At 50.9% G+C, this 15,624-nt stretch carries 15 protein-coding genes; 7 read left to right on the forward strand and 8 right to left on the reverse strand.

Annotation, left to right across the window (positions count from 1 at the left end; all coding sequences use genetic code 11):
* The coding region (locus tag P8O70_00455) for a DUF4384 domain-containing protein (protein MDG2195353.1) at window positions 1-559 on the forward strand (559 nt) is incomplete at its 5' end.
* 98 nt (window positions 560-657) lie between these two features.
* Here the strand turns inward: P8O70_00455 and P8O70_00460 are convergent.
* The 5 genes from P8O70_00460 to P8O70_00480 form a co-directional block, all read right to left on the reverse strand.
* Window positions 658-831, reverse strand: coding sequence for a hypothetical protein (locus tag P8O70_00460; GenBank protein MDG2195354.1), 174 nt, complete (start codon window positions 829-831; stop codon window positions 658-660).
* Window positions 828-1,970, reverse strand: coding sequence for a YeeE/YedE family protein (locus tag P8O70_00465; GenBank protein ID MDG2195355.1), 1,143 nt, complete (start codon window positions 1,968-1,970; stop codon window positions 828-830). Before P8O70_00465 ends, P8O70_00460 begins: the two co-directional genes overlap by 4 nt.
* 13 nt (window positions 1,971-1,983) lie before the next feature.
* Window positions 1,984-2,961, reverse strand: a complete 978-nt coding sequence (locus tag P8O70_00470; protein MDG2195356.1) for a rhodanese-like domain-containing protein — start codon at window positions 2,959-2,961, stop codon at window positions 1,984-1,986.
* Window positions 2,962-3,039: 78 nt separating this feature from the next.
* The gene (locus P8O70_00475; protein ID MDG2195357.1) at window positions 3,040-3,639 is read right to left on the reverse strand and encodes a gamma-glutamylcyclotransferase; all 600 of its coding nucleotides are present in this window, start codon (window positions 3,637-3,639) and stop codon (window positions 3,040-3,042) included.
* A 161-nt stretch (window positions 3,640-3,800) separates the two neighbouring features.
* A complete protein-coding gene (locus tag P8O70_00480) occupies window positions 3,801-4,778 on the reverse strand; it encodes a rhodanese-like domain-containing protein (GenBank protein MDG2195358.1) in 978 nt (325 codons plus the stop codon).
* Window positions 4,779-4,990: 212 nt separating this feature from the next.
* On the opposite strand from P8O70_00480, the gene P8O70_00485 reads away from it, so the two are divergent.
* The 6 genes from P8O70_00485 to meaB all read left to right on the forward strand — a co-directional run bounded on the left by P8O70_00485 (window position 4,991) and on the right by meaB (window position 10,473).
* A complete protein-coding gene (locus P8O70_00485) occupies window positions 4,991-5,323 on the forward strand; it encodes a hypothetical protein (GenBank protein ID MDG2195359.1) in 333 nt (110 codons plus the stop codon).
* A gap of 195 nt (window positions 5,324-5,518) precedes the next feature.
* Window positions 5,519-6,511 (forward strand): aldo/keto reductase, encoded by a 993-nt coding sequence (locus P8O70_00490; protein MDG2195360.1) that lies wholly within the window; start codon window positions 5,519-5,521, stop codon window positions 6,509-6,511.
* An 86-nt stretch (window positions 6,512-6,597) separates the two neighbouring features.
* Complete coding sequence (gene scpA, locus P8O70_00495; GenBank protein MDG2195361.1) at window positions 6,598-8,748, forward strand: methylmalonyl-CoA mutase; 2,151 nt, start codon at window positions 6,598-6,600, stop codon at window positions 8,746-8,748.
* Between the two features lie 73 nt (window positions 8,749-8,821).
* A complete protein-coding gene (locus P8O70_00500) occupies window positions 8,822-9,043 on the forward strand; it encodes a hypothetical protein (protein ID MDG2195362.1) in 222 nt (73 codons plus the stop codon).
* Window positions 9,044-9,216: 173 nt separating this feature from the next.
* Entirely contained in the window at window positions 9,217-9,429 is a 213-nt protein-coding gene (locus P8O70_00505; GenBank protein MDG2195363.1) for a type II toxin-antitoxin system VapC family toxin, read from the forward strand.
* Window positions 9,430-9,486: 57 nt separating this feature from the next.
* Window positions 9,487-10,473, forward strand: coding sequence for a methylmalonyl Co-A mutase-associated GTPase MeaB (gene meaB / locus P8O70_00510; protein MDG2195364.1), 987 nt, complete (start codon window positions 9,487-9,489; stop codon window positions 10,471-10,473).
* A 114-nt stretch (window positions 10,474-10,587) separates the two neighbouring features.
* Here the strand turns inward: meaB and mutL are convergent, their stop codons facing one another.
* The 3 genes from mutL to pnp all read right to left on the reverse strand — a co-directional run bounded on the left by mutL (window position 10,588) and on the right by pnp (window position 15,621).
* Window positions 10,588-12,510, reverse strand: coding sequence for a DNA mismatch repair endonuclease MutL (gene mutL, locus P8O70_00515; protein ID MDG2195365.1), 1,923 nt, complete (start codon window positions 12,508-12,510; stop codon window positions 10,588-10,590).
* Between the two features lie 95 nt (window positions 12,511-12,605).
* Window positions 12,606-13,454, reverse strand: coding sequence for a hypothetical protein (locus tag P8O70_00520; protein MDG2195366.1), 849 nt, complete (start codon window positions 13,452-13,454; stop codon window positions 12,606-12,608).
* An 88-nt stretch (window positions 13,455-13,542) separates the two neighbouring features.
* Window positions 13,543-15,621 (reverse strand): polyribonucleotide nucleotidyltransferase, encoded by a 2,079-nt coding sequence (pnp, locus tag P8O70_00525; protein ID MDG2195367.1) that lies wholly within the window; start codon window positions 15,619-15,621, stop codon window positions 13,543-13,545.
* Window positions 15,622-15,624 lie beyond the last annotated feature (3 nt).

Consider the following 15,624-nt stretch of genomic DNA (forward strand, 5'->3'; position numbering starts at 1 on the left):
CTACCAAGGTTTGAAGGCCGAACCGTCGCAGATCAGTTTTGAGGAGCAGCTCCAAAACAATCCAGATCTTTTGCGCAAGAGGGATTTTCGGGTATCGATCCGGAGCAATAAGGGACACCAAGATTTGATGTTTGAAGAGGGTGAGCTCATTGAGATCTATGTGAAAGTCAACAAGCCCGGTTACTTCTACATCGTTGGGCATACCTTTACTGGAGAAGAGCCTTTTTCGTATCTGCTGGAATTGCAGGAAGAAGCGGATCCACCACGGAGCTTTGTTCAATTTGTCAATGCGGATGACGTCAATCGATGGATGAGCTTGGGAGAGTTTGAAATTTACCCACCGCTGGGGTTGGAGCATCTTCAGGTGATTGCTTCAAAAGAAGACTTGGTTCAGCGGTTACCAGAATATCGTTTTGATGAGAGCTCTGAGTTTTACCTAGTAGGCAAAGGACCAGCAGATGGATTGGCCAAAACCCGAGCGGCTAAGCGTCCGAAAAAGAAAAAACCTGAAAACTATAGTGCTGAAGCAGTGCTGACCTATACTTCCATGTCAAAGTAATTGGTGGAGCCCTACCAGATCCGAGCTTCCCTAAAGTGATGTGCCTCAAGCAATGATATTAGCTGAACAAAGGAAACATCTGAGGGAATTGCCTAATTTTACTCCAAAGGAGTCGCACAAAAACTACCGGAGGCTTGGGTGCCTGAGCCAAAGGCCAGTGGAGGAGGTGCTCGGAAGGGGTCAATCGGGGCACTGAAGAGCAGGTCGAGGAACAGCAGACCAAACAGTCCAAGCAACAGCACACCGATGGTGTGGGAACGTTTGAGCGTCATCGACTTCCTCCGATCAGGTGGTTGCGCAGTCGTACTCCGATTATTGAGCCGGCAAAGGCCGCAGCAAACCAGACCCAACCATGCAGACTGCCGGTCGAGATGCCACTAAAGAAGGCTCCAACGTTACAGCCATAAGCCAGACGGGAGGCATAGCCCATCAGCAGGGCGGCTATTGCTCCAGCGATCCAAAGTCGAGTAGGCAGAGAAACCTGAGCGGCTAACGGCCCCTTCCAACGGGCAGCAATTCCAGCTCCCAACAATAAACCGAAGTCTGTCACCGAAGTGATGTCCAGCAGCAAGCTCTGAGTCAAGCGCTCAGCGTTGCTGGCAACGCTCCAGAAGGCAAAATTTGCCAACTCTATTCCTGACCAATGTGCCAGCTTGGCACCCCATAGTCCTAGACCATAGGCCACCCCCCAGGGCTGCCCAGCCACCAACAAATTGAGTACAGCCAGCCCCGCGAGGAAGCCAGCAGCCAATAAGAATTTACGTGGCAGAATACGATCGTTCGAAGGCATCCATTGACGGAACCACCAGGCGAGTCCTGCAAGCAATCCCAGGGTCAGGAGGATCGCGCCGAGTGTTCCTAGCCAATCACTCAGTGCTATCGGCTCCAGTTGTCCCAAGGCATGCCACTCCGGCAGATGCAAAGTACCAAGAAAACTCCCAGCGATGAAAAAAGGTAAGGCCCAGAGACCCATCAAGTTGCCGCTACCAGCGTTGACCAGGGTGCCAGAACCACAGCCCAGCACGACCTGCATTGCAGCTCCAAAGACAAAGGCCCCGAAGATCATCGCGACCCCCACCGGAGCTGTGGCTCCTGTCAATTCACCCGCTGCGATGTCCAAGAGCAGCAGGCTTGGTAGAGTTGCCAGCCCAAGGGCTAGTAGTTGTGCCTGAATGCCTTGGGTGTTGCGCTCCAAGATCGCTCTTCGCCAAGGACCAGCAAAACCAAAACCCAGGCCTTCCAAGGTAATGCCAAAGCCTAGCCCGATAGCCAGCAGAATTCCTTGTCGTATTCCAGCATAGATGGCCAGCAGCAGAATCAGCAGGACCATCCCGAAACTCAGCAAGATACGAAGTCGCCTTTGTCCTGCAGGGTTCGCAGACCCATCAGTGGTTGCCGTTGTGGAACTCATCAGAATCGTCAGCTCAGAAAGTGTTCGTAAACCACTGCTTGGTATTGAGCCAAGCCCACTTCAAGCGCCCTGGTACGTTATCCATTGGCAGACCAGCAGCAGACCACTCAACCATTGACTCTGGGTAGAGCTTGACGCCTTCCTGCCCAACCACTTCACTCAGCACGAACCAGTTGGTTGCTGCCCAGTGCCCGGTATTGCAAAAGGAAACAGTCACTTGCGCTTGATTCAAGCCATGTTGCTGCACCAGTGTCTGCAGTTGTTCTGGAGCTTCCAACAGCGGTCCTCCGGAGCGAAACCATTGCTTGTTGTCAAAGTCATCGGCTCCAGAAATTGTTCCTGGCTTTGCTGCGGCACCGTGCCACTTTTCTCCAAGAAAGAACGCTTCTGGGCGAGCGTCGAGTAACTTGGTGTTCGAGCGATTGAGTTGCTGTTCCACATCATTGGTTGAAGCTAGCCAGTCAGCTTGAATCATAGCTGGATAACTGCTGGGACTCACTTTCGTTACCTCTTTGGAGATAGTTAATCCTGCCTGTTTCCACGCAGTGAATCCACCATCCACCACTGCCAATTGCTGAAGGCCGGCTGTCTTCAGGGTCCAGTAAACCCGAGCTGCTGCGCCGAAGTCACTATAGGAATCGCCTTTGTGTAGGACTACCGTCGGGGTGTCTGCTGTCAGACCGAGGCCTTGAACGAGGGTAGTTAATTGGCTTTGAGAAAGGAATTTACCAGGATTCTCAGCAGGCCCCCGCCAATTTCCATAGGGTGAAGAGAGTGCACCAGGGATATGACCAGCATTGTAGGAACTATCTGGATCAGGTGCATTTGGCGGACGGATGTCAATGATGGTGACAGTTTCTGAGTAAGCTTGGAGTATTTGATTTAACTCATTGGCTGAGAGCAACGGCTTCCAGCCGGAGACCGAATTAGCAAAAGTGAAGCTACTAGCTAGAACCAGCAGTAGAGTAGAGAAAAGAGAGCGTATGTTCATGTTGGTTCTCAGTGAAAAAATCAAAAATAGACCAATTGATTATAGAAAAATTATGCATGGTTTGTAGGTAGATAGCCATCAGCCTCCAAGACCTCTTTGAGAAGCCTGCTGAGACTGAATTTCCCTGACGCATTGATAGAGATTTTCTAACTTGGAGTCATGAATTTGAGCTTTGTGAAGGTACTGAATCGTTTGCTTTAGGTACTCAACACATGGACCCCGTTTTCCTTTGGCTTCCAGAATTCGTTTTCCTTTGGCTTCCACCTGCATTGTGGGGCAGACGTATTTGGGATGATCCAGTCTGACGACGAAGGCAATCGCTTCCAAGCTCCCTATCGCTGATTCAACACGAACCCATTGTGGTTCATAGGCCTCCGTGATCATCTCCCTTTCCCAAATTTGGACCAGTTGGGTGTCCTTCAACTCCGGAGGAATCTGCAATGCCCGACCAATACAGGACCTACCTGGTTCAAGTCCGAGGACTAATCCTGGAAATTCCTTGGTTCCTCGATGCTCCGTGCTCCAAAGACAAAAACTCCGATGGAATCCTTGAATTGTAGCCAGAATTGATTGATCAAAGAAAATTTCTGGATTCCACATCAAGGACCCATAGGCAAAAATCCAGATTTCCTGGTCAGGAGGTCGTTGATTCAGAATGCTTTGGAGGGAGAAATTCACTGGAGTCACCACAAAAATTTATGAATAAGATAGGTTTTTCAGCATTGTCGATTAGGTGTCGTTTGAGCAAAATTTTTACTTTTGAAGGATATCTTAACTCCTGCTGAGTTGTCACTTTCATTGGCTGAAAAAAACTTTGCAGGAGTCTCCTTTTCGAGTGTTCAGTTGAACTTGGATACGAGCCATTGCTTGGTAGACAACCAGGCCCACTCCAGGCGATTGGGAACATTATCCATTGGCAGATTGGCGGTGGACCATTCAACTAATGATTCGGGATATAGTTTAACATTCTGCTTACCAGCGATTTCACTGAGCACAAACCAGTTGGTAGCAGCCCAGTGTCCTGTATTGCAGAAGGAAACAGTGATTTCAGCCTGGCCGAGCTTATTCTCCTGCACCAGATTCTGCAGTCGTTCCGGGGATTCGAGCAAGAGACCACCGGAGTGAAACCAGCGCTCGTTATCAAAAGCCACTGCTCCAGCGATGGTTCCAGGTTTGCTGGCGGCTGGATGCCAACTCAGGCCTTCGAAAAAGGAGTCGGGTCGGGCATCCAGTACTTGGACTCCAGGCTTGTTGAGGTAGGCTTCGACTTCAGCTGTCTGTGCCAGCCAGTGAGGTTGGATTTGGGCAGGAAAGTCACTTGGCAGTGAAGTTTCCAACTCCATCGAGATCGGTAGGCCCGCCTGTTTCCAGGCCTGGAAACCACCATTGAGGATTGCCAGGTTGGCCAATCCAGCGGTCTTGAGAGACCAGTAGACACGAGCTGCTGCGCCAAAGTCACTGTAGGAATCCCCACGGTGTACTACGACGACAGGGGTATCAACATCCGCCCCAAGTGCCTGGACGAGCCAGGTCAGCTTATCCTGGGTGATGAACTTGCCAGGATTGTCGGGTTGCCCGCGCCAAGTCGCATAGGGAGAAGAGGTCGCACCGGGGATGTGCCCAGCATTGTAGGAGGCGTCCGGTTCCTTGGCATCTAAGGCCCGGATGTCAACGACAGTTGCAGCAAAGGGATCTTCTTCGAGAAGTTCATGCAACTCGTCTACGGAGAGGAGAGGCTTCCAGTGGGAAAGTTCACTGGCAAAAGTCACATTGGCAATCAAGGTGAGCAGTCCGATGAGTAAAAGATGCAGTTTCATCAGTTTTCTCCTGGAGAGAAGTTGGCAAAGCAGGGCAAAAAGATGGCCCAGAACATTAGCAAATGTGGGGAAGCTTTCCCCAGTGGGGAACGTTCTCGGTCAACGGAAACAACAGGCGAGGAGCGTTTTGGAGAGGAACCTGCGGGAGGCTCTAGAGCAAACGCACTCGCGAAAAATTCAGTGAGTGATCAGAATCGGGAAACGAATCAGGAATGCGTGAACAGGGTGTTCAGCAACAGCAGGTAGGGCAGCAACAGCAGGGAGTGACAGAGGCAACAACGGCAGCAGTCTGGGAAAGTCTCGAACGCCTGGAGTGGGAAAGCGGTATATGGAGTAGAGAGTTCATCTTTCTATCTGATTTGAAAAAGTTTTTGGAGAAATTGGCGCTGGGGCCAAGGATGCGGCTAGGCCGCTGTGAAGAGGACCTGTATCAACAACAGGTCAAACGACAACAACAATCGGCCGGGGTACCGAATCGAATGTCTTTGCATGAGAAAGGCATTGCTGTTGTCCAAGAAGAAGGAATTTTAGAAAAAGAAATGTGATCATCTCGGAGGCCGAGCACAAAGGCAAGTATTTTTTGCAGGTGCTAGAATACTTAGGGCAATGTGTCCTCGGTTATCGGCTTTTTTCACCAATCTTTCTCAGGTGTTGAGAATGGTTTGATCTTCTACTGACTATTGTCGAAGATTAGAAGAAATCTGATCTTTCTTCTCAACCACACATGCTTTGAAGGACACATGCCTTACGATGCCGCTGATAAGCGTTACGAATCTGCTCACTATCGTCGCTGTGGGAAATCTGGACTACACTTGCCCGAGGTGTCCTTAGGACTCTGGTACAACTTTGGTGGAGTCGATCCTCTGGAAAATATGCGAGAGATGCTCCGACGTTCTTTTGACCTCGGAATTACGCACTTTGATCTTGCCAACAACTATGGTCCCCCTCCTGGTTCAGCTGAAACCAATTTTGGACGAATCTTTGCCGAGGACTTCAAGCCCTATCGTGATGAATTAGTGATCTCCAGTAAAGCTGGCTACTACATGTGGTCTGGGCCCTATGGAGAATGGGGCTCTCGCAAGTACCTGGTGGCAAGCTGCGACCAGAGCCTCAAACGGATGGGACTCGACTATGTAGACATTTTCTACAGCCATCGGCCTGACCCGAATACCCCCTTGGAAGAGACGATGGGAGCGCTGGACTACATCGTTCGTAGCGGACGAGCGCTCTATGCTGGCATCTCAACCTATTCCCCGGAGCAGACACGCGAAGCTTCACGCCTCCTGAGAGAATTGGGAACTCCCTGTTTAATTCATCAGCCACGCTACAACATGTTTGATCGTTGGATTGAAGATGGCCTGCTTGATGTACTCAAGGACGAAGGGATTGGCTGCATTGCGTTCTCACCTCTTTGTCAGGGAATTCTCACCAACAAGTATCTATCTGAAGACTGGAGTGGAACTCGCGCTGACAAACTGAAGAGCGCTTTCCACTGGGGTGATGAAGTGACCCAGAAGCGCCTTGCGCGTGTACGTGAGCTACAGACGATGGCCGATGAACGTGGACAGACGATGGCCCAACTCGCGATCGCCTGGGTATTGCGTCAGCCACAGATGACCTCGGCACTGATTGGTACCAGCAAGGTCTCACAAATCGAAGACGCTGTGGGTGCACTCAGCAACACGCGACTCAGCGAAGAAGAACTATCCAGGATAGAAACTATTCTCAGCTAGTCTGTTGAACGGAGGTACTATGAGGTACCTCATCTGTCTCAATGAAGTTGGCAGCAAGGACTGTCAACGCTTCTGAGGGAGCAGCCATGGGAGAAGCATTACCAACGCTAAAAGATTGGGAAGAACTGGCACGCAAGGAACTGAAGGGTCGGGAGGTATCGGAGTTGGACTGGCACACAGCTGAGGGTATCCGGCTGAAGCCACTCTATACCGCAGCTGATCTGGAAGAACTGGAGATGTCCAATACGCTGCCAGGCTTTTTCCCATTTCTGCGGGGCCCTAAAGCAACGATGTATGCGGGTCGGCCTTGGACCATTCGGCAATATGCAGGTTTCTCGACAGCTGAAGAATCAAATGCCTTCTACCGTAAGAACCTGGCTGCTGGACAAAAAGGACTGAGCGTAGCCTTCGACCTGGCAACCCATCGGGGCTACGATTCAGATCATCCACGGGTCGTCGGGGATGTAGGCAAGGCGGGCGTGGCAATCGACTCCGTCGAGGATATGAAGATCCTCTTCGACCAGATCCCACTGGACGAGATGTCGGTCTCGATGACCATGAATGGGGCGGTGTTGCCTGTTTTGGCAGCCTATGTCGTTGCTGCAGAAGAGCAGGGAGTCTCCCAGGAACGGCTGAGCGGAACCATTCAGAATGACATCCTCAAGGAGTTCATGGTCCGCAACACCTACATCTACCCTCCTACTCCTTCGATGCGGATCATTGGTGATATCATCGCCTACACTAGTGAACACATGCCCCGCTACAATTCGATCAGCATCAGTGGCTATCACATCCAGGAAGCTGGCGCAACGGCTGTACAGGAACTGGCCTTTACGCTAGGGGATGGCCTGGAGTACGTGCGTTCTGCACTGCAACGTGGAATGCCTATCGACCAATTTGCACCACGCCTCTCCTTCTTCTTTGGCATCGGCATGAACTTCTTTATGGAGATCGCCAAGCTACGAGCTGCCCGTTTCCTGTGGGCTGAACTGCTCAAGCCTTTCGCTCCCCAAAAACCCCAGTCAATGATGTTGCGAACCCACTGTCAGACCTCTGGCTGGAGCCTGACCGAGCAGGATCCTTTCAACAACATCGTACGGACCACAATTGAAGCAATGGCAGCCACCTTGGGTGGAACACAGTCACTGCACACTAACTCCTTCGATGAAGCCCTGGGATTACCGACAGAAACTTCAGCCCGGATTGCTCGTAGCACCCAACTGATTCTTCAGGAAGAAGCTGGCATTTCCAACATTGTTGACCCTTTTGGTGGTTCCTACTTCATGGAATCACTGACAAATGCACTCATCCAGGAAGCTCAGCAAACATTGCAGGAAGTCGAGGAACTCGGAGGCATGACCAAGGCTGTTGCCTCTGGGATGCCCAAGCAACGAATTGAAGAAGCAGCAGCTCGTCGGCAGGCTCAGATCGATCAGGGCAGGGAGGTCATTGTTGGTGTGAACAAGTACCGCTTGGAGCAGGAAGAGCGAGTTGAGGTGCGTGACATCGATAACTCCGCAGTACGAGAGGCGCAGATCCACAGGTTGAACCAAGTCCGACAGAATCGGGATAACACGGCTGTGAAGGAAATCCTGAGTCAGTTGCACGAAGCAGCTGCCAGTGATCAGGGCAACCTGTTGGCGCTTTCGATTGAAGCGATCCGTATCCGTGCTACAGTCGGTGAAATCTCAGATGCGATGGAAGAGGCCTGGGGGCGCTACAATGCGCCAATCCGTTCAATTGCTGGGGTGTACGGCAGTGAATATGCCGAAGATTCTGACTTTGCAGACGTACGTGAGGAGATCAATCAATTTGCAGTAGATGAAGGTCGTCGACCAAGAATCATGGTGGCCAAGATGGGTCAGGATGGGCACGATCGTGGAGCTAAAGTGATCTCCACTGCCTTTGCTGATCTAGGTTTTGATGTGGATATCGGGCCACTGTTTCAGACTCCAGAAGAAGTTGTTCGGCAGGCCATCGAAAATGATGTCCACGTGATTGGCATCTCCAGCCAGGCGGCCGGACACAAGACACTTGTACAGCAACTGATGCAGGTGTTGCTTGCAGAGAAGGTGGATGACATGGTTGTAGTGGTTGGGGGCGTCATTCCCCCGCAGGATTATGAGTACCTTTACCAGCAAGGGGTGGCCTGTATCTTTGGACCAGGTACCAAGATTCCACAGGCTGCTCATGAGGTCTTGAGCGCTGTCCGTGAAAAGACAAAGGTCGCTGCGTGAGAATCTCTGACTGATACAGACGATGTTTCGCCAAAGTAAACAAAACTGAACCTGATATGTTTGAGATTCAATAATGGGAACAATCATATTAGAGGCTCAAGTAGAACCAACTCGGTGGATGGAAGTTCACTTGCCTGAAACTATGCCTATAGGAAAAAGAGTCCGTGTGACTATTGAGCCCTTGCATCCCCTCGATTGGGAACTAACGGAAGAAGAGCAACAAGTTTGGGAGGATTTTCCTCAATTTTGTAAAGATCATCCCCTCCGATTGTATCCCGATGAGAACTCGAAGTGAACTTTCTTCTTGATACCAACATTATCAATTATCTTCTATGAGGGGACGGAACCGTTCGAGATCACTTTGATACCGCAGCTGGTAGATTTTTATTGAGCCCTGTTGTCGATTTCGAGATTCGACGCTATCTGCTGCTCAAACAGGCCACTCGCAACCTCTGACAATATGAGGCTTTGGTCGAATCATGGGTCAAGTTAGAGTTGAATCATTCTGACTGGGAACAAGCTGTGGTTTGGTGGGCTGAACTACACAAAAAAGGACATTCGATTGCTGACGCTGACTTACTAATTGCCGTTCATGCCTTTGCAAATCAGGCGACACTGGTTACCAAGAACCTAAGACACTTTGAATACTTGGATCTGATTCTGATCGATTGGACCGTCTAACTACTGCTCACCTGACTCAACGCTCCAAATCTATTTCTTCGAACAAATCCTGAGTTCATGAAGATTCCCTCCCTTTCTGCAATTCGTAATGGTGATCGTCGTGCAATGGCCAAGGCGATCACCCTACTGGAGAGTACACACCCAGAAAAACTTGATCAGGGCCAGGCACTGCTGGAGGAGTTGTTGCCGGGGACCGGCAAGTCCTTGCGAATTGGCATTACTGGGGTTCCAGGTGTGGGTAAGAGCACCTTCATTGAAGCCTTTGGAATGCGACTGATCGAAGCGGGATATCGGGTCGCTGTACTGGCTGTGGATCCAAGTAGCCCAATCACCGGTGGAAGCATCCTGGGAGATAAGACGCGGATGCAACAATTGTCCTCACACCCACAGGCATTTGTACGTCCTTCACCCTCATCCGGAATACTGGGTGGGGTCGCTCGTAAAACTCGGGAGACGATGTTGCTCTGTGAAGCAGCGGGCTATGACGTGATTATTGTTGAGACGGTAGGAGTTGGGCAGTCGGAGACCATGGTTGCTTCAATGGCTGATCTCTTCCTGGTGCTGATGCTACCCAATGCTGGAGATGAGTTGCAGGGAATCAAGAAGGGAATTCTGGAGTTGGCGGACCTGATCGTGATCAACAAGGCTGATGGTGATCAGAAGACCTTGGCTCAACGAGCTGTTCGAGAGTATCGAAACGCTCTCCATTTGCTCAAGCCGACCCAGGCTTCGCGGCAGGCAAAGGTGCTTCAGTGTAGTGCCCTGGAACAAACAGGGCTGGTTGAGCTATGGGAGACAATGCAAGACTTCCAAGAGATACTGAAGACCTCGGGAGAGTGGGAAGAGCACCGGAGTCATCAGGCTGTTCGCTGGATGTGGAGTCTGATTGATGAAGAGTTGCACCAAAGTTTTCGAAAGCATTCCCAGATCCAAGCTGATATTCCCAGAGTTGAGAAGGCCATTCGTCAAGGGAAGCAACTACCAACTCGAGCCGCCCGATCTTTATTGGAAGTTTGGCTCTCTGGTAATACCCAAGATAAATAGTCTAGAGGTCATCAAACCTACTGCTGGGATCGCTGATCAAGAATCGCTTGGTGGCTTCTTCTGCTATAAGCGAGGTACTACTTGTGAGAGAGAGCAGAAATTTTGGTGTGTTGCTCAAAAGCGCTGTCGAAATTTACGTTCCAGTTCAGCAGTGGGTAAGGAAAACCAGAGGGGAGACCCGTCAAGGGAGCGGTTGTCGAGATCTAACTGTTCAAATTGGTCTAGTAACAACTGCTGATCGCTTGCGGTAAGCAGTTGCATTTCTGGGAGAGCGGCTTGTGTGGCCAAGACAGTCCAGAGATCCTGCTGAAGTGCGTCTGGGCGACTACGTTTCCCTAAGAGAGCACTGCGGTTGAGCATCTCTCGCAAAAAAGCTTCTGCCCGAGACAAAGCCAGTAGTCTTGGTTGCTGTTGCAGGGCAAAGGTCCTTCCTCCAAAAGGTTCCCAGACAAACCCACCTTGACACATCAAAGCTTCCAATCCTGCCAATAATGTTACCTCCTGAGGTGCCAGGTGCAGCAGCAACGGGGTACTCCGCTCAGAAACTTCAATATTTTCAGCCAGGAAGTCGCTCCGGTAGCGTTCATAGAGTAACCGCTCGTGAACACGCTGGCTGTGAAAGAGTACTAATCCGTCTACATCTGTAGCCAGTAGATAACAACCCAATACTTGCCCATGTGGTTGCCATCGAGTTGGAGTTTCTGGAATAGGCCACAGCTGAAGGTTTTCTATGATAACCGGATCACTCGTGGTTTCAGCTTTAGTAAGAGCTTCTTCTTGCTTTGGTGATGGGGGGGCGGTCGTGGCAACAGGAGAAGCTTCTGGTTTGGAGTCAGTATTTTTGGTAGGTGGGGGAAGGGTTGGATTGTGCTTGGCTCGGGCGAGTCGCTCCTTAGCAACTCGTTGCACAGAGGATTGTTCCTGAACCTGTTGTTGCAGTGGTAGCTCATCTACTAGTGGCAATTCTGTCTGAGGATCCCGTATTGGTCGAGATGTCGTCTTTCCTTCCCGACCAAACAGGCGCAGCTCGGTTTGTTGCTTAAGGCTTCTGCTCAGCTGATCCTGGAGGATTGTATGCACAACCTGGCTGTTGCGTAGTCGAATCTCTGTTTTTGCAGGATGGACATTGACGTCCAACTCACCTGGATCAAGATGCAGCGAAAGGAAGAATGCTGGATGTTGTGATTTGCTTAGGAAGTTGCCATAGCCTTGGTAGATTGCCCGCTGTACTGCTGGACATCGTACAGAGCGGTCATTGACAAACAGGTATTGCCAACGCTTGCTGGTTCGTACTTTCTCTGGGATGGAGAGCCAACCTTGGTAATTTAGGTAATTTTCTCGATGTGAGACTTCCTGAAGGCTATCTCGAAACTCTTCACCAAAGAGTTGAAAGATTCGCTCTTCCAAGCTGTTGGCTGGTCCCAGGTTGAGCAATAGTTGCTGGTTATGAACGAGTTTGAACTGACGTTGGGGGTAGGCCAGTGCCTGATTGGTCAATCCTTGCTGAATGTGCTGTAACTCCGTAGTGGTTGTCTTCAGAAACTTAAGCCGAGCCGGTGTGTTGAAGAACAGCCGCTCGATCTTGATGCGTGTTCCTTGTGGAAATCCTACCTTGCCGATTTCATCCAGCTGTCCCCCCTGCATCAGCAAACGTGTCCCACTCTCCTGATCATCAGGACAGGTCAGCAACTCGAAGTGTGAGACTGCAGCAATTGAAGCCAAAGCTTCTCCACGAAAGCCAAGCGTGCCAATGCGGAACAAGTCTTCATCCGAATAAATCTTACTAGTGGCGTGACGTTCCACGGCAAAGCGAGCATCGGTCTCATTCATTCCGCAGCCGTTGTCGAGCACCTGAATCAGGTCTTTTCCTCCATTCTTGACGGTCACCTGAATCTGGGTAGCTCCAGCGTCCAACGCGTTTTCTACCAACTCCTTGACCACAGAAGCTGGTCGCTCAACCACTTCCCCTGCTGCAATCTTGTTGATCAGCGATTCAGGGAGAATGCGGACTTTCTGATTGAGAAAAGAGGAGGTCATAGCAAACAGTAAGTCAAAAAGAGAGGAAGAAAAACTGCGAGTGGGACAAAGTAGGGAGAGATTTGGGCGAGAGGGAGTCCCGCCCAGGAATAGGGTCAGTCTACCAACACGACGACGCGGGCTTCTCTCAGGAAGTTGAGATTTGCCGCCAGTTGGCGAATGCGAGCTGCGTCCTGATCAGAGAGGACAATGTCCGTCTTGTTTTTGCCAGCGACCCCGACAGCTTTGACTTTCAGGGGATTACCTGCTACTCGGTCGTTAGTTTCAGCTTGTTCCAGATCCTTGACGTAACCGGCCATTCCATGCTTGAGGACAAATTCCTGCTCCACATAGGCCGAACCATAGAGTTCATTCCCGGCTTCATCAAAAACCCGTGGTGACATTGCTGGTTGAGCTTCTGTTCCTCGCGCATCGATGATCAAGCCAGTGTAAACTCGCCCCATATCGATTGGAGCGCTTGATCGGGAATTGGAAGAGAGTTCTACTGGTGGAGCAATTTCCACTGGGATCTGGAAGAGAGCTTGTTGCGGAACCACCTGTTGGAGTCGGGCTTCCATGCGGACACGAACGCTGCCGTCAGAGAAGTAGCGTGGTGCACCAACAGGGCGTAAGCCGTAGATCATACCCTGAACATTGGAGCGGATTTGATCATCGGTCAACATCGCGTCTTGTAGCGTGGTATTTGAACTGACGTTGATTCCTTTGATCATCTCCAGAATATTACGGGCTGCATCCATCCGGGCTGCTCGTTGGGCGCTAGCGTTTTGTTGGGCAGAGGTTCCCGCTTTCTTTGCGGGTACGCCTAGGCCATCGGCAATGACGAGTCCTTGGTTCCAATCGACACAGGCCGAGTTCCCATCTTGCAGACAACGGTCATCTATCGAAACGCCCCAAGCTGTGCTGGCCAGCAACAGTCCAAGGCACGCGCTGATCCATGTCTTCATCTTGTCTCCTGGCTGAAATCGGTAGGTAGCAGCGGCCCAATCCGGCCACTAGGAAAGAGTGGGCGAATGCAGCTTTTGTGCGAATCGCCTATACGTCCTTGATGCTTAGCTGCAGCTTACCCCGTTTGTCAAGACCCATGGCTTTTACTTTGACAGTATCACCTTCACGAACGACGTCCGTGACTGCACGGACACGGCCTTCCGCCAAGTTGGAGATGTGTACCAACCCTTCCGTTCCAGGGAAGACTTCTACAAAAGCTCCGAAGTCAACCACTCGCTTGACAAGCCCATCGTAAACAGTGCCAATTTCCACGGTGCGTGTCAGATCTCGAACAATTTCCAAGGCAGCATCTACGGCCTTGTGATCTCCAGATGCAATGGAGACCAAACCATCGTCAGAGATGTTGATCTTCACCCCAGTTCGCTCGACGATGCTCTTGATCATCTTGCCACCAGGGCCAATGACGATGGAGATCTTGTCGGGTGGAATCTTGTGAGTGATGAAGCGCGGCGCATAGCTGGACAATCCGGCACGAGACTGCTCCAAGGTGTCTCCCATGATCTTGAGAATGTGCAGTCGACCTTCACAAGCTTGTTCCAGTGATGCCTTGACAATCTCACGGGTGAGTCCCTTGATCTTGATGTCCATCTGCAATGCGGTGATGCCTGTGGTAGTACCAACAACCTTGAAGTCCATATCACCCAGGTGGTCTTCATCACCCAGAATATCTGAGAGAATGCTGGTCTGTCCGTCGTCATAGATCAGCCCCATGGCGATACCAGCCGCCGCCGCCTTGAGAGGAATACCTGCATCCATCATTGCAAGAGAGCCGGAACAAACCGTTGCCATTGAGGAAGAACCATTGGACTCGAGTACTTCAGAGACTAGACGAATGGTGTAGGGGAACTCTTCTCTACTTGGAAGTAGATGACTGAGGCCACGCTCAGCAAGGTGCCCATGGCCGATTTCACGGCGCCCAGGCCCTCTAGGAGGTCGGGCTTCGCCAACACAAAAACTTGGGAAATTGTAGTGTAACATGAAATTTCTATAGCTCACCCCATGCAGCGAATCGATGAGTTGCTCATCTTCTTTAGTACCTAGAGTTACTACACCCAGTGCTTGGGTTTCTCCACGTGTGAAGAGCGCAGAGCCGTGGGCTCTTGGTAGAATTCGTACCTCACAATCAATCTGGCGGATATCTTTTGGGCCTCGTCCATCAATGCGAATCTGATCCTTCAGAATACGCTCTCGCATGACCTTTTTCTTGACCGAACTAATCGAACTCTTGGCCTGTCCAATGTTATCATTGCTAGGCTCACTGCCTTCAGGAAAGACCTCAGCAAGTACTTCATCAACAACGGCGTCCAGTCGCTGATAACGCTCCTGCTTCTCTGTGATCTGCAGGGCCTCTACCAATTTGGGCTGGCTGGCTGCAGTTACCTTGGTGTGCAACTCCTCATCAATTTCTGGTACAGCGACTTCACGTTTGGGTTTGCCACAGCGCTGCATCAACTCTTCCTGAATTCGAATGATTGGCTGGACCTGCTCCTGGCCAAACCAGAGGGCGTCAAGCATCACCTCCTCACTCACCTCTTTTGCTTCCCCTTCTACCATCAGGATAGCGTCTTTCGAAGCAGCCATGATGATATTTAACTCACTCTCTTCCAGCTCAGCGGGCGTTGGGTTGACGACAAATTCACCATTGATGCGTCCGACTCGGATGCCTCCAATTGGTTGATAGAAGGGAATGTCTGAAACACAGAGTGCTGCCGAAGCACCAATCATAGCTGCGATATCGGGGGCATTGTCCTGATCGGAGCTGAGCACAGTGGCCATGATCATGGTTTCTGCCAGATAGTTTTCATCGAAGGATGGACGTAGGGGACGATCAATGAGCCGAGAGGTTAGGGTCTCTGACTCGGAGAGGCGGCCTTCACGCTTGAAGAAACCACCGGGAATACGTCCAGCAGCGTAAGCTTTCTCGACGTAGTGAACCGATAGAGGAAAAAAGTCAGCACCAACGCCGCTACCTTTGTTAGCAGTGGCGGCAACTAACACAACAGTGTCACCATAGCGAACCAAGATAGAGCCGTTGGCTTGTTTAGCGAGTTTTCCTGTCTCGAGTGTAAGAGTGGCCTTACCGAAGGCCGTAGATACGGTTTCCATAGA

This window comes from SAR324 cluster bacterium, from assembly GCA_029245725.1.
Taxonomy (GTDB): domain Bacteria; phylum SAR324; class SAR324; order SAR324; family NAC60-12; genus JCVI-SCAAA005.

Coding starts and splice junctions, on each gene's coding strand:
- P8O70_00460 (MDG2195354.1), bottom strand. CDS start 831: ATGACGCTCAAACGTTCCCACACCATCGGTGTGCTGTTGCTTGGACTG.
- P8O70_00465 (MDG2195355.1), bottom strand. CDS start 1,970: ATGAGTTCCACAACGGCAACCACTGATGGGTCTGCGAACCCTGCAGGA.
- P8O70_00470 (MDG2195356.1), bottom strand. CDS start 2,961: ATGAACATACGCTCTCTTTTCTCTACTCTACTGCTGGTTCTAGCTAGT.
- P8O70_00480 (MDG2195358.1), bottom strand. CDS start 4,778: ATGAAACTGCATCTTTTACTCATCGGACTGCTCACCTTGATTGCCAAT.
- P8O70_00485 (MDG2195359.1), top strand. CDS start 4,991: ATGCGTGAACAGGGTGTTCAGCAACAGCAGGTAGGGCAGCAACAGCAG.
- P8O70_00490 (MDG2195360.1), top strand. CDS start 5,519: ATGCCTTACGATGCCGCTGATAAGCGTTACGAATCTGCTCACTATCGT.
- scpA (MDG2195361.1), top strand. CDS start 6,598: ATGGGAGAAGCATTACCAACGCTAAAAGATTGGGAAGAACTGGCACGC.
- P8O70_00500 (MDG2195362.1), top strand. CDS start 8,822: ATGGGAACAATCATATTAGAGGCTCAAGTAGAACCAACTCGGTGGATG.
- meaB (MDG2195364.1), top strand. CDS start 9,487: ATGAAGATTCCCTCCCTTTCTGCAATTCGTAATGGTGATCGTCGTGCA.
- mutL (MDG2195365.1), bottom strand. CDS start 12,510: ATGACCTCCTCTTTTCTCAATCAGAAAGTCCGCATTCTCCCTGAATCG.
- P8O70_00520 (MDG2195366.1), bottom strand. CDS start 13,454: ATGAAGACATGGATCAGCGCGTGCCTTGGACTGTTGCTGGCCAGCACA.
- pnp (MDG2195367.1), bottom strand. CDS start 15,621: ATGGAAACCGTATCTACGGCCTTCGGTAAGGCCACTCTTACACTCGAG.